Source organism: Geitlerinema sp. PCC 7407, from assembly GCF_000317045.1.
GTDB lineage: Bacteria > Cyanobacteriota > Cyanobacteriia > PCC-7407 > PCC-7407 > PCC-7407.
The window spans coordinates 1,724,286-1,744,851 of sequence record NC_019703.1; the positions used below are offsets into that span (position 1 = coordinate 1,724,286).

Annotated in this window: 20 protein-coding genes; 11 read left to right on the forward strand and 9 right to left on the reverse strand. The window is 59.0% G+C overall.

The window, feature by feature from the left end:
- Positions 1-157: 157 nt before the first annotated feature.
- From GEI7407_RS19960 to GEI7407_RS07330, 4 genes are all read left to right on the forward strand, one after another.
- Positions 158-1,348 carry an ATP-binding protein gene (locus tag GEI7407_RS19960; protein WP_015171501.1) on the forward strand — a complete coding sequence of 397 codons (1,191 nt, stop codon included), beginning with the start codon at positions 158-160 and terminating at the stop codon, positions 1,346-1,348.
- Positions 1,345-2,379, forward strand: coding sequence for a ParA family protein (locus tag GEI7407_RS07315; RefSeq protein WP_015171502.1), 1,035 nt, complete (start codon positions 1,345-1,347; stop codon positions 2,377-2,379). The genes GEI7407_RS19960 and GEI7407_RS07315 overlap by 4 nt, the downstream gene beginning before the upstream one ends.
- Positions 2,380-3,127: 748 nt before the next feature.
- Positions 3,128-4,273: a class I SAM-dependent methyltransferase gene (locus GEI7407_RS07325; protein WP_015171504.1), complete on the forward strand. Its 1,146-nt coding sequence runs from the start codon at positions 3,128-3,130 to the stop codon at positions 4,271-4,273.
- A gap of 13 nt (positions 4,274-4,286) precedes the next feature.
- Positions 4,287-4,577 carry a hypothetical protein gene (locus tag GEI7407_RS07330; RefSeq protein ID WP_015171505.1) on the forward strand — a complete coding sequence of 97 codons (291 nt, stop codon included), beginning with the start codon at positions 4,287-4,289 and terminating at the stop codon, positions 4,575-4,577.
- Between the two features lie 21 nt (positions 4,578-4,598).
- Here GEI7407_RS07330 and GEI7407_RS07335 read toward each other — a convergent pair whose 3' ends face one another.
- The 4 genes from GEI7407_RS07335 to GEI7407_RS07350 are packed head-to-tail and all read right to left on the reverse strand — an operon-like array spanning position 4,599 to position 8,500.
- On the reverse strand, positions 4,599-5,210 hold the full coding sequence (locus GEI7407_RS07335; RefSeq protein WP_015171506.1) for a 7-carboxy-7-deazaguanine synthase QueE: 612 nt from the start codon (positions 5,208-5,210) through the stop codon (positions 4,599-4,601).
- Positions 5,203-5,595 (reverse strand): 6-pyruvoyl tetrahydropterin synthase family protein, encoded by a 393-nt coding sequence (locus tag GEI7407_RS07340; RefSeq protein ID WP_015171507.1) that lies wholly within the window; start codon positions 5,593-5,595, stop codon positions 5,203-5,205. The genes GEI7407_RS07335 and GEI7407_RS07340 overlap by 8 nt, the downstream gene beginning before the upstream one ends.
- Positions 5,596-5,654: 59 nt before the next feature.
- A complete protein-coding gene (locus GEI7407_RS07345; protein WP_015171508.1) occupies positions 5,655-6,992 on the reverse strand; it encodes a TldD/PmbA family protein in 1,338 nt (445 codons plus the stop codon).
- Positions 6,993-7,030: 38 nt separating this feature from the next.
- Positions 7,031-8,500, reverse strand: coding sequence for a TldD/PmbA family protein (locus GEI7407_RS07350; RefSeq protein ID WP_015171509.1), 1,470 nt, complete (start codon positions 8,498-8,500; stop codon positions 7,031-7,033).
- Between the two features lie 229 nt (positions 8,501-8,729).
- Here GEI7407_RS07350 and GEI7407_RS07355 point away from each other — a divergent pair, with 229 nt between their 5' ends.
- On the forward strand, positions 8,730-9,065 hold the full coding sequence (locus GEI7407_RS07355; RefSeq protein ID WP_015171510.1) for a hypothetical protein: 336 nt from the start codon (positions 8,730-8,732) through the stop codon (positions 9,063-9,065).
- 181 nt (positions 9,066-9,246) lie between these two features.
- Complete coding sequence (locus GEI7407_RS07360) at positions 9,247-9,948, forward strand: HAD family phosphatase (RefSeq protein ID WP_015171511.1); 702 nt, start codon at positions 9,247-9,249, stop codon at positions 9,946-9,948.
- On the opposite strand, the gene GEI7407_RS07365 is transcribed toward GEI7407_RS07360, so the two are convergent.
- The 3 genes from GEI7407_RS07365 to nei all read right to left on the reverse strand — a co-directional run bounded on the left by GEI7407_RS07365 (position 9,894) and on the right by nei (position 12,511).
- A complete protein-coding gene (locus GEI7407_RS07365) occupies positions 9,894-10,616 on the reverse strand; it encodes a lecithin retinol acyltransferase family protein (RefSeq protein WP_015171512.1) in 723 nt (240 codons plus the stop codon). The two genes, GEI7407_RS07360 and GEI7407_RS07365, sit on opposite strands and share 55 nt — an antisense overlap.
- A gap of 115 nt (positions 10,617-10,731) precedes the next feature.
- On the reverse strand, positions 10,732-11,400 hold the full coding sequence (locus tag GEI7407_RS07370) for a 1-acyl-sn-glycerol-3-phosphate acyltransferase (RefSeq protein WP_150109732.1): 669 nt from the start codon (positions 11,398-11,400) through the stop codon (positions 10,732-10,734).
- Between the two features lie 289 nt (positions 11,401-11,689).
- A complete protein-coding gene (gene nei, locus GEI7407_RS07375) occupies positions 11,690-12,511 on the reverse strand; it encodes an endonuclease VIII (protein WP_015171514.1) in 822 nt (273 codons plus the stop codon).
- Between the two features lie 202 nt (positions 12,512-12,713).
- Between nei and GEI7407_RS07380 the strand changes: the two genes are divergently transcribed.
- The 3 genes from GEI7407_RS07380 (at position 12,714) to GEI7407_RS07390 (ending at position 15,245) form a co-directional block, all read left to right on the forward strand.
- Positions 12,714-13,175 (forward strand): pentapeptide repeat-containing protein, encoded by a 462-nt coding sequence (locus tag GEI7407_RS07380; protein WP_015171515.1) that lies wholly within the window; start codon positions 12,714-12,716, stop codon positions 13,173-13,175.
- Positions 13,176-13,361: 186 nt separating this feature from the next.
- The gene (locus GEI7407_RS07385; protein WP_015171516.1) at positions 13,362-14,306 is read left to right on the forward strand and encodes a class I SAM-dependent methyltransferase; all 945 of its coding nucleotides are present in this window, start codon (positions 13,362-13,364) and stop codon (positions 14,304-14,306) included.
- A gap of 6 nt (positions 14,307-14,312) precedes the next feature.
- Positions 14,313-15,245 carry a PrsW family glutamic-type intramembrane protease gene (locus tag GEI7407_RS07390; protein ID WP_041268322.1) on the forward strand — a complete coding sequence of 311 codons (933 nt, stop codon included), beginning with the start codon at positions 14,313-14,315 and terminating at the stop codon, positions 15,243-15,245.
- Positions 15,246-15,271: 26 nt separating this feature from the next.
- Here GEI7407_RS07390 and GEI7407_RS07395 read toward each other — a convergent pair whose 3' ends face one another.
- Positions 15,272-16,612, reverse strand: coding sequence for an efflux RND transporter periplasmic adaptor subunit (locus GEI7407_RS07395; protein ID WP_015171518.1), 1,341 nt, complete (start codon positions 16,610-16,612; stop codon positions 15,272-15,274).
- Between the two features lie 170 nt (positions 16,613-16,782).
- Entirely contained in the window at positions 16,783-17,562 is a 780-nt protein-coding gene (locus GEI7407_RS07400; protein ID WP_041268802.1) for an ABC transporter permease, read from the reverse strand.
- Positions 17,563-18,015: 453 nt separating this feature from the next.
- Here GEI7407_RS07400 and urtA point away from each other — a divergent pair, with 453 nt between their 5' ends.
- Both urtA and GEI7407_RS07410 read left to right on the forward strand, forming a co-directional pair.
- A complete protein-coding gene (urtA, locus tag GEI7407_RS07405; protein ID WP_015171520.1) occupies positions 18,016-19,335 on the forward strand; it encodes an urea ABC transporter substrate-binding protein in 1,320 nt (439 codons plus the stop codon).
- A 69-nt stretch (positions 19,336-19,404) separates the two neighbouring features.
- Positions 19,405-20,565, forward strand: a complete 1,161-nt coding sequence (locus GEI7407_RS07410; protein ID WP_015171521.1) for an ABC transporter permease subunit — start codon at positions 19,405-19,407, stop codon at positions 20,563-20,565.
- The last annotated feature ends 1 nt before the right edge of the window (position 20,566 follow it).

A 20,566-nucleotide genomic window follows, 5' to 3' on the forward strand; every position in this document is an offset into this window, starting at 1 on the left:
AGAAAGGGGCAAACTATCGCGCTCACCGGACGTAGATAACCTTTGCAACTCAACCAACGTTTTGCGGCGTTCCGGTGCAGCGCGGTTGTTAGACCGATTTATCGCAACTCTACCCTTAATGATTATGATTAGTAAGGAGGACTTTAGAGACTAATACATGGATGATCAAGAGCTGACGGCACTTCTAGGTGATCTTGAATCTGATAGAGTTGAGCGTAAAGCGTCAATTTCAGACGGAAAAAAAATTAGACAGGCAATTTGTGCTTTTGCTAACGATTTACCAAATCACAAGAAGCCTGGAGTCCTTTTTGTGGGAGTTAACGATGATGGGACCTGTGCTAACCTGCCTATTACAGACGAGCTTCTTCTAAGCCTCTCCAATATACGCTCTGAAGGAAAGATTCTGCCGTTCCCAGTACTACAAGTTAATAAACGTACTTTAGGTAACTGTGAGTTAGCCGTTGTTATTGTAGAACCGTCAGATGCTCCTCCAGTTAGATTCGATGGACGGACATATATTCGAGTTGGACCCCGACGCGCAACAGCAACACCTGAAGAAGAACGTCGCCTTAATGAAAAAAGACGCGCAAGAGACTTACCTTTTGATTTGCGCCCTTTTATTTCCGCTTCTATTGATGATTTAAATCTGGATATTTTTCAACGCGAATATTTGACATCAGCATTAGCACCAGAAGTGCTAGCTGAAAATCAGCGGTCTTTAACACAGAAGCTAATCTCATTACGATTTGCGACTCCAGAACCGGATTCGCGTCCAACTAGCTTGGGTATTTTAGTGGCTGGAAAAGAACCTAGGCAGTTTATTCCAGGATTTTACATTCAATTTGTCCGCTTTGACGGAACTGACCTAACCGATCCTATTCGAGACCAAAAAGATATTAGTGGTTCTCTTACCGATTTACTACGTTATGTAGATGAAGTTCTACAAGCCAATATTTCGACAGCTTCTGATATCACAGCGCAACCTGTAGAAATAAAGCAGCCTGATTACCCTATCGTCGCGTTACAGCAGCTTGTACGAAATGCTGTCATGCACCGTTCATATGAAGAAACCAATGCTCCGGTGCGGGTTTATTGGTTTAATGATCGAATTGAAATTCAAAGTCCAGGTGGATTGTTTGGACAAGTGAATCGTCAAAACTTTGGTCAAGGTGTTACCGATTATCGAAATCCTCATTTGGCGGAAGCAATGAAGAACCTAGGATATGTTCAGCGCTTTGGTATAGGAATTCCAACTGCTCAAAAGGAATTGAAGAAAAATGGGAACCCCCCAGCAGAATTTGCTATTGAGGATTCATATATGTCAGTTGTGATTAGGAGGCAACCATGACCGCACCAATTATTGCCTTCTTCAATAATAAGGGAGGAGTTGGAAAAACATCCCTTGTCTATCATTTAGCTTGGATGTACTTTGATTTAGGGCTAAAAGTGATAGCAGCAGATTTAGATCCTCAAGCTAATTTAACAGCGGCTTTTCTGGATGAAGATCGATTGGAAGAGATTTGGGAAGGGAGCAATGCCGGTAGCTTTAATACCATCTTTCGATGCGTCAAACCCTTATTAAGTGGTATTGGTGATATTGCAACTCCGAATCTAGAAAAAATAGAAGATGGATTAAGCCTTTTGATTGGTGATTTACAGCTATCTGGATTTGAAGATGAATTGTCCTCCCAATGGTCTGATTGTCTTGATCGCAAAGAACGAGCATTCAGAGTTATCTCGGCTTTCTGGCGAATATTGAGTCAAGCAGCATCTATTAATAGTGCTGATATTGTTTTAGTTGATTTAGGACCCAACTTAGGAGCAATTAACCGAGCAGCTCTTATTGCCTCAGACTACGTTGTAGTTCCTCTCTCACCAGATCTTTTCTCATTGCAGGGACTCAAGAACCTCGGTCCAACCGTAAGACGCTGGAGAGAAGAATGGAAGGAGCGTATCCCAAAAAACCCAGTCTCAGATCTAGCTTTACCAAAAGGGAAAATGCAACCTGTTGGCTATGTTATTCTCCAGCATGGTGTTCGATTTGACCGTCCTGTAAAGGCGTTTCAAAGATGGATTGAACGAATTCCACACATTTATAGTGCTGAGGTTCTTCAAGAACCAAATGAAACCACTTCAACGCAATCAATCGATCCAAATCGTTTAGCATTACTTAAACACTATCAAAGCTTGATGCCAATGGCTCAAGAGTCTCATAAGCCCATTTTCCAGCTTAAACCAGCTGATGGAGCGATCGGTGCTCACATTGCTGCTGTAAAGCTAGTGTACTGGGATTTCAAGGATCTAGCTCAAAGGATTGCTGATCGGACGGAACTATTTTTGCCCAACTCCCAACTCACTCTCGAACCAGAATTGAAGTAGCTCAAATACATTGAGGGTTTGGGGTATCGGTCTAACTATTAATAGACGGAATTTTTCCGCCTAAGATCCCAATAGCGATAGTTAGGCAGAATGATCCAGCCTATGTAAATTACTACTTATATAGAGTATTTCTGCATAATACGTCGTTTGAGCTGATTAGCGAGAATCTTTCCGCATAAATTCAGATTCCTTACGGAGATGAGTAGATGTACTATTGAATACACAGTGCATCTACTCATCTCTATGTAGCCACTTCCTAAAAAATTGCTGGATCCGGTGCAGGATGCAATTCGCCTAAAGCACTACGATTAGCGACCTGAACCATAGAAACCTGAACCGCCCTTTTAGTGCAGGTTTTTATAACGATGATTCTCACTCAAAATCGCTTGAATCAAATTATGGCTTTATCTATCTTCTCGTCAGTTTTTAGAGAACCTAGCTCAGCAGTATTTTTAAACTAAAATTCAAACATCATCAGAAAATTTGCGTGTGCCCTCAGCACCAAGAAATAAAGCAACAAATAACCAAAGATAAAAGTAAATTTGCTTAGTAGCAACACAACCCAACAAAAGGGCTTGAAAGTGTAAATGGTGCGACTTAACTTCAAATAAAAGGGCTTTAATTCTAAGTTCTGTAATGCGATCGCAGCTATCAGAGAATCACCGGTTAGATTAGTGGACATCTGCACAATCTGGTTTTGAACTAGCCGATTGATCTCAGTAGGTTTGAACCATCAGGAGATGTCCCTATGGATGGTCAGTTGCTTCACGCGATGTTGCCGCAGCTAAACCATGATGAACTGGCGCGACAGCAGTTTGTCCACAGCCTCAAACAGTATGTGGCAGCTCACGTTTCTCCAGGCAATCGCGCCATTTATGAGCAGCGCCTCAAGCCACAGTTTGAGCAGGAGCACCAGCGATCGCCCGAAACGCGCCACGAAGTGCGACAGCTGATGGAGCAAGAGCCCTTTTACCGGATGTGGGGCGCTCTGCGGCGGACCACCCAGGAGATGATGTGGGAGTCCGTCAACCTCAGCGTCGAGCGGCAGCTGCCCGAACTCATGGCGCGATCGCAGCAGCTCCAGGCCCAGGCCGTCGGGTCTTTGCGGATTGACCCAGCCTTTCAGGTTCCGGCTTATCACACGGCGGTGGATATCCATTGCATGCCGGGGGGCTACCACAGCGAAGACCGGGCAGACGACATCGCGGCGGGCGTCACCTACGATCGCGGCGTCTATCTCTATGCCATGGGGCGTCTTGGCCCGCTCAACGACGGTATGGGACAAGCCGTGGTGCAAAACCATCTCAAGGTTCAGCATCCCGATCTGCAACCCGCCAAGATTCTTGACCTGGGCTGCTCTGTGGGCCATAGCACCCTGCCTTACGTGGACGCCTACCCCGAAGCTGAAGTGTACGCCATTGACGTGGGAGCGCCGGTGTTGCGCTATGCCCACGTGCGGGCCGAGGCCCTCGGGAAACGGGTGCATTTCTCCCAGCAAAACGCTGAGCACACCGACTTTGCGGACGAATCCTTTGATTTAGTGGTCTCCCACATTTTGCTGCATGAGGCTCCGCCCAAGGCGATCGCCAACATCTTGCGAGAGTGCCACCGCCTGCTGAAGCCGGGGGGCTGGATGGTCCACGCAGAAGCGCCCCTCTACCAAGCCATGGATCCTTTCTCGGCCTTCATGTTTGACTGGGAGACCCGTCACAACAATGAGCCGTGGTGGAGTGCGATGCGGCAACTGGATCTGGTGGCCCTGACGGTCGAGGCTGGATTTGCGGTGGAGCGAGTGGCCCAGACGGCTGCGCCGATGGCGGTCGATCCAGAGCAAGCTCAAAAAGGTGGCTTTGCCAGTCGAGGGAGTTGGTATCTGTTGGTCGCGCAAAAATAGCTGAGGCGAATCTATGACGAAAGTTGCGAAGGGCAAGCGCCCCATCTATTTCGAAAATTCAGAGACCGATAAGCTGCTGGCGATCGTGCTGGCTCTGGCGGAAGAGGTGTCTGTCCTGCGCGATCGCCTCGATGCAGTGGAGCGGCTGGCCGAGGCCAAGGGCCTGCTGTCCCAGTCCGAAATCTCCGCTTACCAGCCGGATGAGGCAGCAGCCAAGGAGCGCGCTCAGCAGCGATCGGCTTACGTCGAGCGCATTTTGCGAGTTGTGGCGGCAGACCAGGAGGCGATCGCCCCCAAGTCCTAGGCTGGGAGACTCACGGGACCGCTAGCGAACGCCCAAAAACTTGTGGGTCTGGAGGCTAACGCGCCACTGGGGATGCTGGAGCACGTAGTCAAAAATGAGCTGCTGGCTTTCGGGGGTGCTCCACTCCGGCTGCAGCAGCCGCAGCGCGCTGGCGGGCACCTGAGCTGCCTGTTCTTCGGCCCAGGCAAAGTCTTGGGCCTGGGTAATGACCACTTTCAGTTCATTGACGTGGCAATAGACGCTAGGATGCGGAGCCTTGAAGGGTTTGGGGGAAAGGGTAACCCAGTCTAGGTGACCGCTGAAGGGATGGGCACCCGAGGTTTCGAGCTGGACCCGCAGACCGCGCGATCGCAGGGCCTGGGTGAGGGGGCCGAGATCGTGGAGCAGCGGCTCGCCGCCCGTGATCACCGCGATCGCCGGTCGAGCCGCGATCGCCGCTGACGCAATTTCTTCCACGGAGTGCTGGGGGTGGCGCTTGGCGTTCCAGGACTCCTTGGTATCACAAAACCAGCAGCCCACATCGCATCCCGCCAGCCGCACAAAGAATGCGCTGGTACCGGCCCAGTGGCCTTCTCCCTGCACCGAGTGGAACATCTCTACCACAGGGTAGGTGAGGACCTCGGTCTTAGTCATCGTCTTCGTACTCAGCCCAGGTGTTGGGAGTTTCGGAGACTGCCACCTTCAGCTTGATGCCTTCGGGCAGATCTTTCTTGGTGCGATCGTAGATGTACTGGGCGATCATCTCCGCCGTGGTTTCGTACTCTGGCGGCATCACCTCATTGAGCACGCCGTGGTCTAGGCCGCCCTTGGTCACGTCGCGCTTAGCCCAGCGCAGGGTCCGAAAGTCCGCCACCATCACCGGATGGGGGCAGTACTGGGAGGCGTGGAGCTGGTGCGAGGTGGCCTCGATGCGCACCCGATAGGTATGACCATGCAGACGACCGCAGGGGCCGTCATAGTCACGGATCTGATGGGCACTGTCGAAGGTGAACTCGGTCACCAGCTTCCACTTGGGCATGTTGGCGGTACTCAAAGAAACATTGAACGGCGGGCGATCGCCCCCAGGCGCTGCGCGAACTACTCGCCCGTGATCGAGAGACCCTCAACCCACACGCGCGGGCTCACCCCATTGGGCGTGAGTTCGGCCTCTGGCTCCACAAAGAGAATGGATTGTAGCAGTTCCAGAAAATCTCCGGCAACTGTGGCCGACTCGATACTCACGCGATCGCCCTTGTTGACCAGCCAGCCATCAAAGGGCAGCGAGAAGGACCCCTGAAGGGCATTGACCCCCGCGTGGAGGGCCGACACATCGTCGATCAGCACCACATTCTCGGCTTCATCGAGGCTGTAGGTCGTCTCTGCCGGTGCCCCCACCACATGGTAAAAATGCGGACTCACGGTCACCTTAGCGCCGATGTTGGCGTGGCCGGTGGGCTGGGCCTGCATCCGCTTGGCGGTTCCGGCGCTGTGAATGAAGTTGGCTAGCACGCCGTTTTCGATCAGGGGGATCCGGCGGGTCGGCGTCCCCTCATCGTCAAAGGCTTCGCCGCCCACGTTGGCCGGGTGCAGCGCATCGTCATAGACCGACAGCAGGGGAGAGGCGATCGCCTTGCCCAGGGACTCCGGCGTCGAGAGGCTTTGCTTATCCAAAATGCTCTGGGCATTGAACAGATTCGAAAAAGCCCCCAGCAGGCTCAAGAAAGCCTCCGGCGAAAAGACCACGCGGTACTTGCCCGAGGGGATCTTGTCGTAGTTGAGGTGGCTGATGGTTTTTTCGGCGGCCTCCGTCAGGCAGCCTTCCACATCCAGCGCATTCAGGCCCCGGCTGATCCGAAAAGCGCCCGCGCTGCGGGGCTTTTTGCCCTCTTCCTCGGTCTTGCTGTAGAGATAGATGGACGCGTAGGACCCCACCTCGTGGCGCTTGGCTCCCTCACTGTTGAGATAGAAGCGCTCCACGTCCCGCTGGGACAGGCCATTGTAGGGAACCCCGGCGATCGCCGGGTGAGCTTCCGTCAGGCGCTTCTCGGCGTCGACCAGCTTCTCGATCAGCTGGTCGACCGGGGCGGGCGCGACCCGCTCGTGGGCTGGCACCTCGATCGCCACTGCCGCCTCCGGACTGAAGTCCGGCGCGTGCTCCCGAATGCCAAAAAAGCTCGCTTCCTGAGCGGTTTTCAGCGCCAGCTTGAGCCCTTCTGGATCCACATCGGTGGTGCTGGTCACCCCCACCTGATGCTCGTCATTCCACACCCGCACGATCACGCCCGAGCGATTGGACGCTTTGACCTGTTTGGGCTCTCCCTGGTCGACCTGCACACTGGTCTCGTCCACCGAAGACCCACACACATCGAACTTCTGGATGCCCAGCGCTTCTGCTGCGATCTGGGCCTGTTTGGACAACTCTTGAATATCTAACACTGCGCTCTTCCCTAGAATCTCTGCACAATTGCTTGCGTCTATCGACCGCCCACCGTGATGGAATCAACCTTGATATGGGGCTGACCCACGGTGACATAGATGCTGCCGCTGATGGAGCCGCAGAAGCCCGCCGCCAGACCCAGATCTTGCGAGCACATAGAAATTTTGTTCATGATTTCCTTGGCTTCGCCGATCAGGGTGGCGCCCTTGAGGGGCTTGGTGATCTGGCCGTTTTCGATCAGGTAGGCCTCATCCACGCCGAAGTTGAACTGGCCCGTCGCGCCGACGCTGCCGCCGCCCATCTTCTTGCAGTAAATGCCTTTGTCGACGGAGGCAAAGAGGTCATCCAGGCTGTGGTCACCGGGCGCAATGTAGGTGTTGCGCATCCGGGACGCCGCCGCATAGGCGAAGCCCTGGCGACGACCGCTGCCGGTCCGGGGATGGCCGGTGCGCCAGGAGCCAGCGCGGTCCGACAGGAAGTTCTTGAGAATGCCGTTTTCGATCAGCAGGGTGCGCTGGGCGGGCATGCCCTCATCGTCCATGTCGATGGTGCCAAAGGCATTGGGCGATCGCCCTTCATCCCAGGCGGTCAGGCTTTCGTGGGCGATTTTCTCCCCTTTCTTGTCAGCAAAGGGCGTGGTCTTGCGCTCAATTTGCGTCGTCTCCAGTAGGTGACCGCAGGCCTCATGAAAAATCACGCCGCCAAACTGATTGGCCATGATGATCGGGTAGGTGCCGGATTCCACGTAGTCGGCGTAGAGCATTTTGCCCGCGGACTCGGCGACTTCCTCGGCGTTGGCGCCGTAGTTCCAGGTGCGTAGGAAGGCCGGATCATCAGTGCTGCCGTCGCGCTTGCTGATGGAGGAGCGGTGGGCACCGTCGGCGCACAGGAGGCTACAGCCGACGGACTGGGTCAGGCGGATGTCGTGGGCGAAGGTGCCGTCACTGGCCGCGACGAGCACCTCTTGCCAATCCCGGAAGTAGGCGGTGCGGCGAGACTGGGCATGGGTCGCTTTCTGGCCCAGGCTGGCATTGGCCGCTAGGAGTACATCGCCCATCTCGCTGATGGGGCTGCACTCGGGCAGCCAGACGTCTTTGCTGCGCAGGACGGCGTAGTCTCGCAGCGGCTCAAGATTGATCTCGGGAATGTAGGCGTTGGGGCCGGGCAGGTGCAGGCCCAAGATCGAAAGGCCCTTCTCGAGGGCGGTTTTGAGGCCGTCGAAGGAGAGGTTGTTGGTGCTGACGTAGCAGTCGGCTTTGCCCCGGAAAATGCGGACTCCGGCCCCGGTGGACAGACGCGGCGAGATGCTGGTGATCAGCTCGTCTTCGGCCAGGGCGCTGATGTAGTTGACGCGCTCCAAGAAGAACTCCACGAAGTCTGCGCCTGCCGCGCGGCCCAGGCCGAGCAGGGTGGAGAGGGGAGCCTCCCAGCTGCTATCGAAGCGATTGGGGGTGGCGTCGTACTGGAGGGTAGGCAGTTCGCGAGAGAGCAGAAGAGTCGGCGGCATGAATCGCGTCCTTTGCTAGCGCTAGGAAGACAGTCAAAGCAAAACCAAAGCAAAGGCGATCGCCTTCTGAAAACCCTTTCAAGGGGCGATCGCCTGCATTTCTCAGTCTAGCAAGGGTCTCGGAAGGCTGGGGGAGACGCTCTGAGCGGGGACATTGGACACTCCCAGGAACGGGTGTCATACTACAGGTGTAGTACATGCTGTCTAAATTTCCTAGGAGCGCTTAACAATGCCCACCATGATGAGAACAAGCACCACCGACATGGAAGTCACTAGCATCCGCCTGGAGCGCGAGCTGAAGGACAAACTCAAGGAGCTAGCTGGCCACCAGGGCTATCAGGCCCTGATTCGCGACGTGCTGTGGAGCTACGTCCAGCAAAAGTCCGGTGACTATCGGCCTCAGTTTTCCCAAGATGAAATTCGCGCCAGCTTGCCGGCCACTGCCCAGCGCGAGGAGCAGTGCGTGTTGACGGGCAAGCGCATTCGCCCCCAGGAGCAGATGTGGCTGGGGTTGACGACGACGGGGGATCTGGTGCCCCTGAGTCTGGAAAGTTTGACCCGTTAACTCCTGCGCTTCGATCGGAGTTGGCCAGAGAATTGTTGCCTGTGTCAGAGGAGCGCAAGGGCTGCTCCTCTGACTCTGCGTGACGAAGGTGAAACCGAGGGGGTGTTCGCCGGGTGACCGACAAAAGCGATCGCCCCCGAGGCACAATGGGGCTGTAGAAACCTTGCGGAATGTTACAGCCATGGCGGCACTTCTTTTTGACCTGGACGGCACGCTGACCCATACCGATCCCGTGCACTTTCGGGCGTGGCAGGAGCTGCTGCGGGACCATGGCCTCGAGATCGACGAGCACTTCTACCAAACGCGGATCAGCGGCCGCCTCAATCCGGTGATCATGCAGGACCTGTTTCCCCACTACGATGAGGCGACCAGCACGGCCTTTGCCGATCGCAAGGAGGTCTATTTTCGGGAGCTGGTGGAGACGCTGCAGCCCATGGCGGGGCTGCACGATGTGCTGGGCTGGCTGAGCGATCGCGCCCTGAAAACGGCGGTGGTCACCAATGCCCCGCGAGAAAACGCTGAATTTATGCTGCGGGGGCTGGGCCTCCAGGAAACCTTTGGGCTGGTGGTGCTGGCGGCGGAGATGCCCCAGGGCAAGCCCCACCCGGCCCCCTACCGCCACGCCCTGGCCCAGCTCGGGGAGGAGCCTGCGGGGGCGATCGCCTTTGAGGATTCGCCGTCGGGGATTCGCTCGGCGGTGGGCGCCGAGATCTTTACCGTGGGCATCGCCTCGACCCACGACCCCGATCATCTCTACGAGGTGGGGGCGCATCTGGTGGTACAGGACTTCACCGATCCGCGCCTAGCCGAGGTGCTGGAGCGGCTCTATCAGGACAAAGCTTTGACGCTGCCTTCGAGGGAGACGGCGATCGCCCGCAGCTGATTGAGCTGTTCGCGCTTTTCTTCGGCCTGGAGGCGGCAGGTGCGCTTGCGCAGGAGAGCCGCCCGGGCCACCTCTTCCTTGCCCTGGCGCAGGGCGGTTTCGGCGACCTGCTGCCACTGGGCGGCCTCCCGCACGGCTGCCTGGTAGGCTGGCTCGATCTGCTGGTGGGTGGTGCGCAGCTGCTCTAGGGCCTCCTGGAGCAGGGCACGGCTGGCCTGCGGATCGCGGGTAGCGGCGGCGCGGCTGGTGAGCTGGTGGACGCCGTAGAGCCCGAGGGCGGCGATCGCCGGGGCCGCAAAGGCACCCCCCAGCAGCGTTCCTCCCAGCACGCCCCCCGCAAAGGACACCGACAGGGCACTGTTGATCTGGTCGCTGCTGCTCTGGCCCGTTTTGCACCAGGTCGCGAAGTGTTCGCAGTTATTGAAAATGACGCTGTAGTCTCGTTCGCCCAGGCGGCTAAAGGCCCGCTTGAGAACCACGTCGGGCGGGTCGCAGCGATCGTAGACCCGCACCAAAATCTCATCGCCCCGCGCAAAAAAATCTCGCGTGGTGCGAACGATGGATTCGCCCTCTTTGTAATGGATGACGGTGCCGTCCCCACAGTCGATGCCGTGGTGGGTGATGAAGCCGTAGTGGCGGTAAACGTAAAGGTGATCTGCGCGTGCCATGGCCAGGAGAAACGTCACGAGCGAGAGGGGCGATCGCCCCTTTGCACCCCCGTTGTAGCACGCGGCGACCGGCAGCCACGGGACGGGAAACCCGAAGGGACCGGTACGGCTGAATCTATTCGCTATCGGGCTGGAGACTTTTCTCCGCGCCAATGTGGGTCAGGCCCTCTCGCAGCGATCGCTCCAGCGCCTCGGTGAAGCGATCGGCCCGATCGCGATCGCGCTCTCCCTCAAACTGGCGGCTGTAGAGGGGCGGCTGGATCTGGATATAGACCTTTGCCCGGAAAAAGGCCCCCGGCTCGTAGCGCAGCGCGATCGGCACCACCGGCACCGACTCCGAAAACTTGGCCAAAGACTCTGCTTGCAATACCAAGCGCGCGAGACCCGGCTTGAGCGATCGCAGCACCTGGCTGCGCACGATTCCCCCCTCTGGGAACAGCACCACCTTGCGCCCTTCCTTCAGCAGTTCGATGGTGCAGCGCAGGCTTGAGATGCCCGGCTTCGCCAAATCCACCGGGAACGCCCCCAGGCGCTCGATCATCCAGCCCTGCACCCCCTCAAACTGATTGGCATTGGCCATGAAGCGCAGCGGCTCCACGCTCAGCAGTCCCACGAGGAGCGGGTCCCAGCGGCTGAAGTGCTTCGGTGCCAAAATCAACGGGCCTTCTAGGGGCAGATGCTCGATCCCTTCGATCAAAATAGCTCGGAAATAAAAGCCCAAAAAGAGCCGATGGATGGGAAAAATGACCCAATAAAACCAGGTTTTGACGTTTGTTTTGCTCAAGGGAGAGGTTCCTATCGCGGGCAGGATCAAGGGAGCACTGGCGCTCCCTAGGGGCGACTTGGGCGAGGAACAGTCAACCTATCCCCAGCCAGCAGAGATCAGCAAAGCGCGGGAGAGAAGCTGGAGTTTTGGGGCTGACCACCCAGCGAAAATTTTGGCGTGAGGTCAAGAACCCGGTCGCCCCAGCCAGTCGCCAAACCGGTTTTGGATTGTAGCAAATCCTGGCAGACGGAAGCGCGGAAAATCCGTCTTGCAAAGAGCCAAAAAGCCTGCCCAAAGCGCTTTGGCCCTAGGCGCTTTGGCATTGGGGGCAATAGTAGCAGCGTCGCCCGCCCGCGTCGATTTTCTCGATCGGTGTCTCGCAGACAAAGCAGGGCTGACCGTCGCGGCCAAAGACCCAGTGACGATAGAGTCGGCGGGGCTGGCCGGCTGCCTTGAGAGATTGTGCGAGGGTGAGGTCGTTGGTGATGCCGCCGGTTTCGTAGGACTGGCGCGGCAGGGCGATCGCCCCCTCGGCGAGGCGCGCCATCTGGTCCGGGGTGCAGTCGAGGGGCCGCCGCGCTGGATGGACCCGCGCCACAAACAGCACCTCGCTGCGCAGATAGTTGCCGAGGCCCGCCAAAAAATGCTGATCCAGCAGCAGGGTGGTCAGACGCCGCCGCCGAAACTCTGGAGCCAACAGGCGATCGCGCACCTGCTCGGGCGTGGTCTCAGGATTCAGCACATCCGGCCCCACCCGCCCCCAAAACGAATGGGTCGCCAGCTCGGCGTCGGCCAGCACCTCGATGTCCGACGCGCTGTAGAGGAGGGCTGACTTCTGGGCTGTGTGAATCGCGAGGCGAAGCTGCCGGTTGGTCGGGGGGTAGTCCTGGGCGCGCCGCACCATCCACTGACCGTAGAGCTGGTTGTGACTGTAAATATTCAGGCCCTGGGCGAAGCAGATCAGCATCCCTTTGCCCTTGGTCTCGACTCCGCGAATCTCTTGGGTGACGAGCTTGGTTTCGTAGGGCTTCAGGTGCTCGAAGGCGAAGAAAATCTCTGTCAGGGGCTGGCGGGCGATCGCTCGCTCGACTTGGTCTGCGGCGCGCCGAATTTCAGGACCTTCTGGCATGGATGCACGGTGGGTGGCAGCAACCCTAGCTTGCCAGGTGTCCCCGGCGGGAGCAAGGGACGGAAAAAAGGGGGTTCTGCGTTTGTGCAGAGCCTTAACGCAAATTAATGTTGTTAATTCAGTAAATATACTGAATTTTGTCCGCCATGGATAAATAGAGATGGTATTAAAAAGAACTACTAGTGTATCCGTGGCCCCACCAATGAACACCCAACCTCGCTTCACTGCTCAAGCGGTACAGCAGCACTTGGCCCGCCTCGCCAGTGTCTTTCTCCAGCGCTACGCAGCGGGCGATCGCACCTTCAGCAAAGCCGTCTTTAACAACGGTCGACTACAGGTGGTTGCCCCCAACCTGAGCTACGTCAATTTCAGCCATCAGACCCTGTCGCGCATCTCTCTGGCGGGTGGCATCTTGGAGCACGCCTGTCTGCAAGCCTGCGACCTCAGCTACTCCGATCTGAGCAAAGTGAACCTGCGATCGGCCAATCTCCAGCAGGCCAACCTGAGCTATGTCAACCTCAGCGGGGCTGACCTGACCGGGGCCAATTTGGCGGGCGCTGATCTGGCAAACGCCAACCTCCAGGGAGCCAAGGTGTCCGTGGCGGCGCTCCAGAGCGCTGTGCTTTTTGAGACAGTGCTGCCGGATGGGCGGGTCTCGGGCTGAGGCAAGTTTAGGAGGCGCTCGAGGACGGTTGGCGGCCCGATAGGGGCGATCGCCCGCTAGGAACTCCAAAGGCTCTGGGATAATAGGCCTGGGGAACCCAGTGAAGCCCTTGGCTCCCGCGGCTGGGGAGGCGCTTGGGAAAATTCCTGCTAAGCAATCAAAACCGTCGATAACGAGCGTGAATTCATGACTGTGGGAACTGTGAAGCCGGGGCCTCGCCTCACCGATCGGCTCATTAATGGCGTTTTGGGAATTCAGCCGCTGTTTAACCTGATGCGGCAGCGAGCGCGCACCATGATGATGCGGCGGGCGGAGTCCATGGGAATCCACTGGGAACAAGAAGTGCAGACGCTGCTGTCTCGGGGCGGCTCAGCGGCGATCGCCCCGGAATGGGAGCAGGAGCTGGCAGCGGTGACCAACCCCGCAGTCCGCTATCCCGACTATTATCTCAAGAACTTTCACGCCTACGACGAGGGCAATCTGGGCTGGCTACCGGCGGCGGAGGAAGAGGTGGCGGCCTACGCGGTGCACTCGCGCCTGTGGCCCGACGCTGGAGTCGAGGGCGATGCGCGGATGCGCCGCAGCTACCATGAGGTGCTGCAAGCCCAGATCGCGGAGCCGCCCCGACGGATTTTGGACCTGGGGTGTGGGGTGGGCATGAATGCCTTTGCGCTGCAGCAGGTGTATCCCGAGGCTGAGATGACGGGGCTGGATTTGTCGCCCTACTTCTTGGCGATCGCCCGCTACCAGGCCCAGCGCCGCCAGCAGTCGGTCACCTGGGTCCACGCGCCCGCTGAGGCGACGGGACTGCCGGACCAGTCGTTTGATCTGGTATCCACCTGCTTGATGTTCCACGAGCTGCCCCAAGAGGTGTCGATCGCGATTTTCAAAGAAGCTCGGCGACTGCTCCGCCCAGGCGGCCACCTGGCCATCATGGATATGAACCCCCAGTCTGAGGTGTACGCCAAGATGCCGCCCTTCATCTTGACCTTGCTCAAGAGCACGGAGCCCTATCTCGATTCCTATTTCGCCCTAGACATGGAGCAGGCCATCGAAGCGGCGGGCTTCACACGGCCCACGCGCACCTTCAACACACCCCGCCACGTCACCCTGGTGGCCCAGGCGATCTAGCGCCGGGTGGCAGTGCTGGGGCAGCTGGCCTGGGCCGTGATTCCGCCCGCGCTCTTTTGGCTGTACTGCGAGGGGCGCGGGCAATCGCCAACTTGGTGGCTTGGGGCGGCGGGCCTGGTGGCGGGCTGGCTCCTGGCGGGGGGCGCCTTGCTGGTCGGCCAGCGCTGGAATCTCGACTTTATGGCCTTGGCGAGGCGATCGCCCCTGGGATTTCCGGGGGTGTTTTTGCTGGGGACGGCCCTGCGCCAGCTGCTGGCCGTGGGGCCTATCGAGGAGGGCGCGAAGTTTCTGGGGGCGCTGCTGGCCAGCGCGGCCCTCGCTCAGCTCCAGAGGCGATCGCCTGCGACGGTCTTTAGCGCTGCGACGGCGATCGCCTGCGGCTTCACGGCCCACGAAACCTGGCTCTACTTGGCCAGCGGTCAGGCCTCAGCCTTCGAGCGTCTCCTGGGGACGCCGGTGCACGCTCTGTTCGCAGCGCCCTACGGCTACGCCTTGGCCATGGGAGGGGGCGGGCCGCTCCTGGCGGGGCTACTGCAAGGGATTGGCTTTCACGCTCTGGTCAATTGGCTGTCGTCGACGGCTCGCTTTCCGGAGACGCGGTTTTTGAGCTACGGCTTTTTTCCGCTGCTGGTGTGGCTGTTTTGGCGCTTCGAGATGCTGCAACGGCGATCGCGGGACCGGGTGCCCTTGACCCTGATTTCGGGCCGGACTCGGGCTGAGCGCTGGTGGCAGCGGGGCCTGGTGGCGTTCGCGCTGGCCCTGGGGGGAAACTCCCTGCTGGGGGTGCTGCTGCTGGGACGGGCGATCGCCTCGGCGGGCTGGGGTGTCTTGGAGGGGCGCTGGCTGCTGTTTCTCAGTCGGGACGTTGTTTCGGCGCTGCTGGCCTGGGGGATCTGGGTGTACCTGCGCCGCACCGCCCGCCGCCGCCACCTTCCCTAGGGGCGACTCTGGGGGTCGAATCTTGGCTACTGAATCTCGTCGCTGAGAATGTCCTGGAGTTTCTGGTCTTCCGGGAGCTCTAGGAAAACGCGATCGCCTTCGTCGAGGCCTTCGAGCACCTGGATTTGGTCGCCGATCGAGGGGCCGACGGTAACCGGCTTGAACACGGCCTGATTTTCGCTATCGGGGACCAGGACGCCGGTTTTGCCCTCTTTGGTGACGATGGCGACGGTGGGCACCACCAGAGCATTTTGGAGGCGATCGCCCAGGAAATTGAGGTCCACATTCATGCCCGAGAGCAGCTTGTCCTGGCCCTCATTGAGCTGGACCCGCACCTCAAAGGACGTCACGTCCCGCTCCCGCACCGCCGCCGGTGCCACCAGGCGCACCGTTCCCTGAAAAGCCTCGTCTGGATAAGCATCGGCGATCACTTCGACGGGCTGACCGGGGCGAATCTGGCTGATGTCCACCTCGGGGACCCGGGCCAGCACCTCCAGGCCCTCTGCCAGGGCCACCACCGATGTGGAAGAGGCGGACTCGGTGGCAGACGCAGAGGTGGTCGGCGTCACAAAGGATCCCGGATCGGCGTAGCGCTGGGTGATCACGCCGCTAAAGGGGGCTCGAATCAGGGTGTCTTCTTGCTGCACCTCGACGGCTTGCAGCCGCCCCCGAGCTTCGGCGACCCGGGCTTCGGCTTCGGCGATCTCTTCGGGGCGGCTGCCGTTGCGCAGCTCTTGGAGGCGCCCTCGGGCTTCGGTGACGCGGGCTTCGGCCTGGGCGACGCCGGCCCGAGCGCTGCGGGCTTCATTGAGCACTTCATCGAGGCGATCGCTCGAAACGGCGCCCTCTTCTGCCAAATACTGATTGCGCTCAACCCGTTCATTGGCCAGGTTCAGGCGGCTCTGGGCTTCGGCGACTTGGGCCTGGGCCTGCCGCACGGCCGCCTCAGCCTGGGCGATCGCCTCGCTGCGGGTGCCGTTGCGCAGGCGCTCTAGATTCGCCTGGGCCTGAGCGACAGCCGCGCGCGCCTGCATCATCTGGGCTTCGATGTCGTCGCTTTCCATGCGGGCCACGATTTCCCCCGCAGAGACGGTGTCGCCCTGCTCCACAAAAAGCTCGGCGAGACGACCGGTGGTTTTGGGGCTGAGGTTGACGCTGCGCTTGGCGACCACGGTGCCGCTTGCGCTGATGCGGACCGTCAAGTCCTCTTGGGTCACGGGGACCGTCAGGCTGGTGATGTCGGTGGCGTCCTTGGGACGTTGCAGCGCCACGATCGTGACAGCGGTGCTCCCGACGATGCCCAGGGCGAGTAGACCCACCAGCCAGGGCATCGGGCGTTCGATTTTACCAATCAGAGGAAGCTGCATGGGTGCCAATAGAAGGGCCAAAGTTGACCCTTTGTTCTAAGACTACGGTTGCGTTTTTGTCAATACCCTCCCCTGAATGGGTGATTCGAGCCGTGACACAAGGGTCAACTCTCTTGAGGGGGATCACGCTAAGTCCATCCTAGCGAGGCTGGAGCGTGGCTTGGCGGTAACTAGTAGCGGCGAAGCTGGTCGGCTTCGGTGAAAAGCTGACGGCAGAGGCCTGCTGTGACGATCGAGGTGGTGATGAGATCGGCGGCGGCCAGCATGAACATGATCAAGATTTGGTAGGAGGCGGCATCGAGGGGGTCAGCGCCGCTGAGGATTTGGCCGGTGATGATGCCGGGTAGCTTGACGATGCCCACGACCAGCATGGCGTTTAGGATCGGAATCAGTCCGGCCTTGATGGCGTCGCGACGATAGGCGGCGACGGCTTGCTGGGGGGTGGCTCCCAGGCTCAGACGGGTTTCGATTTCGAGGTGGCTACTGTTGATGGTGGTGGTGAAGCGTTCTCCGGCGATCGCGGCGGCGTCCATGGCGTTCCCCAAGACGATGCCTGCTAGGGGAATCAGGTACTGGGGCTCGTACCAGCTTGCGGGCTGGAGAATCAGCAAATTGGTGTACGCCAAGATAAAAACCGTGCTGACGGCCATGGACAAGCCCACCAGGGGCAGAACGCGAGGAATTTTTTTGCTGATCCGGTTGCGAGCGACGATGGTGGCGATCGCGCCCATCACCAGAACCACGGCCAGAATGGCGAAGGGGTTCTGCCACGCAAACACGATGGCCAGAAAGTAGCCCACCACCAAAAGCTGCACCACTGTGCGCCCCGTGGCGATCGCCAGATTCACCTCCAGCCCCAGGCGCTGCCACGCCGACAGTCCCAGGGCGATCGCCATCAGTCCCAGAGCCCACACCAAATCGATCGGGCTCAGCCGAATCAGTTCTTCCATAGATTGTTTTGCGCGGTCGTTTTGCGCTTCTGTCGTCAGAAAAGCCCGCGAAGGCCGAGAAATCGCGATCGGAGCGTTGATGTCAGCATAGCGCCTCAGCTTTTCGTGACAAATCTTTAGAATCGGGGACGCTTTCTCACAGCGCCCGATTTTGGCCAGATTGCCGCGGCTAGAGGGCCACAACAAGTCCCGAAATCCTGGCTTTTGCGGGCGATCGCCCGCGCCAAAGCCTGCGGGCTCAGGGGCGATCGCCCCCCAAAAAATTGGTATCAAGCAACACAATCGGCGCCCTAGCGTGGTCTTAATATCGCAGTCTTGGGGCTTGCACCGCCGTGTCACTGCCCGCAAAACGCATAAGCAACGGGCTTTGCGCGGTACCAGGCGGAGCCTCGCATAGCTGAACGCGTGCAGCGATCGCATCTTGTGACATTTCGTGAGGAGAATAGCCGCGCTATGGTACGGCGAATTGGTCGGCGCAAATTTCTGATCTACGGTTCTGCGGCCTTTGGCACCAGCTTCTTGCTCAAAGCTTGTAGCACCCCTTCAAACACTTCCCCCTCCGGCGCTAGCCCCACGGCCAGCCCCGCCAGCTCCCCCGCCGCCAGCAGTGGCAACACCATCAAAGTGGGCATCTTGCACTCCCTCAGTGGCACCATGTCCATCAGCGAAAAGAGCGTGGTCGAAGCTGAACAGCTCGCCATCAAAGAAATTAATGCGGCTGGGGGCGTCCTCGGCAAGCAGATCGAAGCGATCGTCGAAGATGGCGCGTCGGACTGGCCCACCTTTGCCGAGAAAGCCCGCAAGCTGATCGACCAAGACCGAGTGGCCACCGTGTTTGGCTGCTGGACCTCGGCCAGCCGCAAAGCCGTCTTGCCCGTCTTCGAAGAGAAAAACCACATGCTGTGGTACCCCGTCCAGTACGAGGGTCAAGAGTGCTCGAAGAATATCTTCTACACCGGCGCGGCTCCCAACCAGCAAATCGAGCCCTCGGTGCAGTGGCTCCTCGACAACAAGGGCAAAGACTTCTTCTTGGTCGGCTCTGACTACGTTTTTCCCCGCACCGCCAACAACATCATCAAGGCGCAGCTCGCCTCCCTCGGCGGCAACGTCGTCGGCGAAGACTATCTGCCCCTGGGCGGCGTCGAAGTCGCGCCCTTGGTGACCAAAATTCGCCAAGCCCTGCCCAACGGCGGCGTCATCTACAACACCCTCAACGGCGACAGCAACGTCGCTTTCTTTAAGCAGCTCCAGGGCGCCGGCCTGACCCCGGACAAGTACCCCACTATGTCGGTGAGCATCGCTGAAGAAGAGGTCAAGGCCATTGGCGTCGAGTACCTCAAGGGTCACTACGCAGCCTGGAACTACTTCCAGACAGTAGAGAGCCCCGCCAGCCAGAAGTTTGTGGAGGCCTTCAAGGGTGAGTACGGCAGCGATCGCGTGGTGAATGACCCCATGGAGGCCGCCTACATCATGGTCTACCTCTGGAAGCAGGCGGTCGAAAAGGCAGGGACGGCAGACGATCTGGAGAGAGTGCGCGCGGCGGCCCTCGGCCAGACCTTCGATGCGCCCGAAGGCCCCGTAAAGCTCAACAACAACCATCACCTGTCCAAGACGGTGCGCATTGGCGAAGTGCGCGATGACGGCCTGTTTGAAATCGTCTACGCCACCGATGCGCCGGTCGATCCGCTGCCCTGGAACCAGTTTGTCGCGGATACCAAGGGATTTGCCTGTGACTGGTCCGACCCGGCCAAGGGCGGCAAATACAAGGTTTAGGGCGATCGCCCCTGGGGTGGGAATCTCCCACCCCTCTGTTTTTGTGTTGGCGAAGGTCGAGGAGGAAGTTTGCTATCTGCTTATTTGGAGGCTATTTTCAGCGGGGTCAGTATCGGGGCCGTCCTATTGATGGCGGCTCTGGGGCTGGCGATCGTGTTCGGCCTGATGGGCGTGATCAATATGGCCCACGGGGAGCTGATCATGCTGGGGGCCTACGTCACCTTCTTGGTCCAAAATGGCTGCAAGGCCCTGGGGGGTGTCTGGTTTGAGTTTTATATTGTCCCGGCCTTGATTTTGGCCTTTGGGGTGACGGCGATCGCCGGTCTGCTCCTGGAGCGCACTGTGATTCGGCACCTCTACGGCCGCCCCCTGGAGACGCTGCTGGCGACCTGGGGCGTGAGCCTGATTTTGCAGCAGTTTGTGCGCAGCGTGAACTGGCAGCTGGCCATCGGGCTGGCGCTGTTCAGCGGCCTATTTTGGGGCGGGTTGGCGGTGTTGGCCCGCCGTCCCAACTATGAACAGATTCGCCAGTGGGCGATCGCCCTCTTGCTGCCCCTGTCGGCGGGACTTGCTTGGGCCGTCGGCGCTTTTCTGGGTCAGGCCTACGCGCCTGCCATGGTGCGGCCCTGGTTCGGGGCCCAAAACGTGGCGGTGACGGCCCCGCCCTGGCTGCTCAGCGGCCTGCCGATCGCCGATTTTCGGCTGCCCTACTACCGCATTTTCATCATCGTCGTGACGGCGATCTGCGTTGCGGGCATCTACTGGTTCTTGCAGCGATCGCGCTGGGGCCTGCGGATTCGAGCCGTCATGCAAAACCGCAGCATGAGCGCCTGTCTGGGCATCCCCACCCAAACCGTCGACGCCTTGACCTTCTCCCTCGGCTCGGGCCTAGCGGGAATCGCGGGCTGCGCCCTGAGCCTGCTGGGACCGGTCGGCCCGAACACTGGCCAGAGCTACATCGTGGACACCTTCGTGGTGGTGGTGTTGGGGGGCGTCGGCAAGCTGATGGGGACCATCGTCGCGGCGATCGCCATCGGCATCGTCAATCAGCTCATCAGCGCCGGAACCTTGGTAGCTGCCTTCCAGCCCTTGGGCGCAGTGGCCGATTTCTTCGATGTGTTTGACTCGCCCAGCATGTCCAAGGTGCTGGTCTTCACCTTGATTGTGGTCTTTTTGCAGTTCCGACCGGCGGGCTTTTTCCCGCAAAAGGGACGGACCGTCGACGCCTAGG

Coding starts and splice junctions, on each gene's coding strand:
- GEI7407_RS19960 (WP_015171501.1), top strand. CDS start 158: ATGGATGATCAAGAGCTGACGGCACTTCTAGGTGATCTTGAATCTGAT.
- GEI7407_RS07315 (WP_015171502.1), top strand. CDS start 1,345: ATGACCGCACCAATTATTGCCTTCTTCAATAATAAGGGAGGAGTTGGA.
- GEI7407_RS07325 (WP_015171504.1), top strand. CDS start 3,128: ATGGATGGTCAGTTGCTTCACGCGATGTTGCCGCAGCTAAACCATGAT.
- GEI7407_RS07330 (WP_015171505.1), top strand. CDS start 4,287: ATGACGAAAGTTGCGAAGGGCAAGCGCCCCATCTATTTCGAAAATTCA.
- GEI7407_RS07335 (WP_015171506.1), bottom strand. CDS start 5,210: ATGACTAAGACCGAGGTCCTCACCTACCCTGTGGTAGAGATGTTCCAC.
- GEI7407_RS07340 (WP_015171507.1), bottom strand. CDS start 5,595: ATGCCCAAGTGGAAGCTGGTGACCGAGTTCACCTTCGACAGTGCCCAT.
- GEI7407_RS07350 (WP_015171509.1), bottom strand. CDS start 8,500: ATGCCGCCGACTCTTCTGCTCTCTCGCGAACTGCCTACCCTCCAGTAC.
- GEI7407_RS07355 (WP_015171510.1), top strand. CDS start 8,730: ATGCCCACCATGATGAGAACAAGCACCACCGACATGGAAGTCACTAGC.
- GEI7407_RS07360 (WP_015171511.1), top strand. CDS start 9,247: ATGGCGGCACTTCTTTTTGACCTGGACGGCACGCTGACCCATACCGAT.
- GEI7407_RS07365 (WP_015171512.1), bottom strand. CDS start 10,616: ATGGCACGCGCAGATCACCTTTACGTTTACCGCCACTACGGCTTCATC.
- nei (WP_015171514.1), bottom strand. CDS start 12,511: ATGCCAGAAGGTCCTGAAATTCGGCGCGCCGCAGACCAAGTCGAGCGA.
- GEI7407_RS07380 (WP_015171515.1), top strand. CDS start 12,714: ATGAACACCCAACCTCGCTTCACTGCTCAAGCGGTACAGCAGCACTTG.
- GEI7407_RS07385 (WP_015171516.1), top strand. CDS start 13,362: ATGACTGTGGGAACTGTGAAGCCGGGGCCTCGCCTCACCGATCGGCTC.
- GEI7407_RS07395 (WP_015171518.1), bottom strand. CDS start 16,612: ATGCAGCTTCCTCTGATTGGTAAAATCGAACGCCCGATGCCCTGGCTG.
- GEI7407_RS07400 (WP_041268802.1), bottom strand. CDS start 17,562: ATGGAAGAACTGATTCGGCTGAGCCCGATCGATTTGGTGTGGGCTCTG.
- urtA (WP_015171520.1), top strand. CDS start 18,016: ATGGTACGGCGAATTGGTCGGCGCAAATTTCTGATCTACGGTTCTGCG.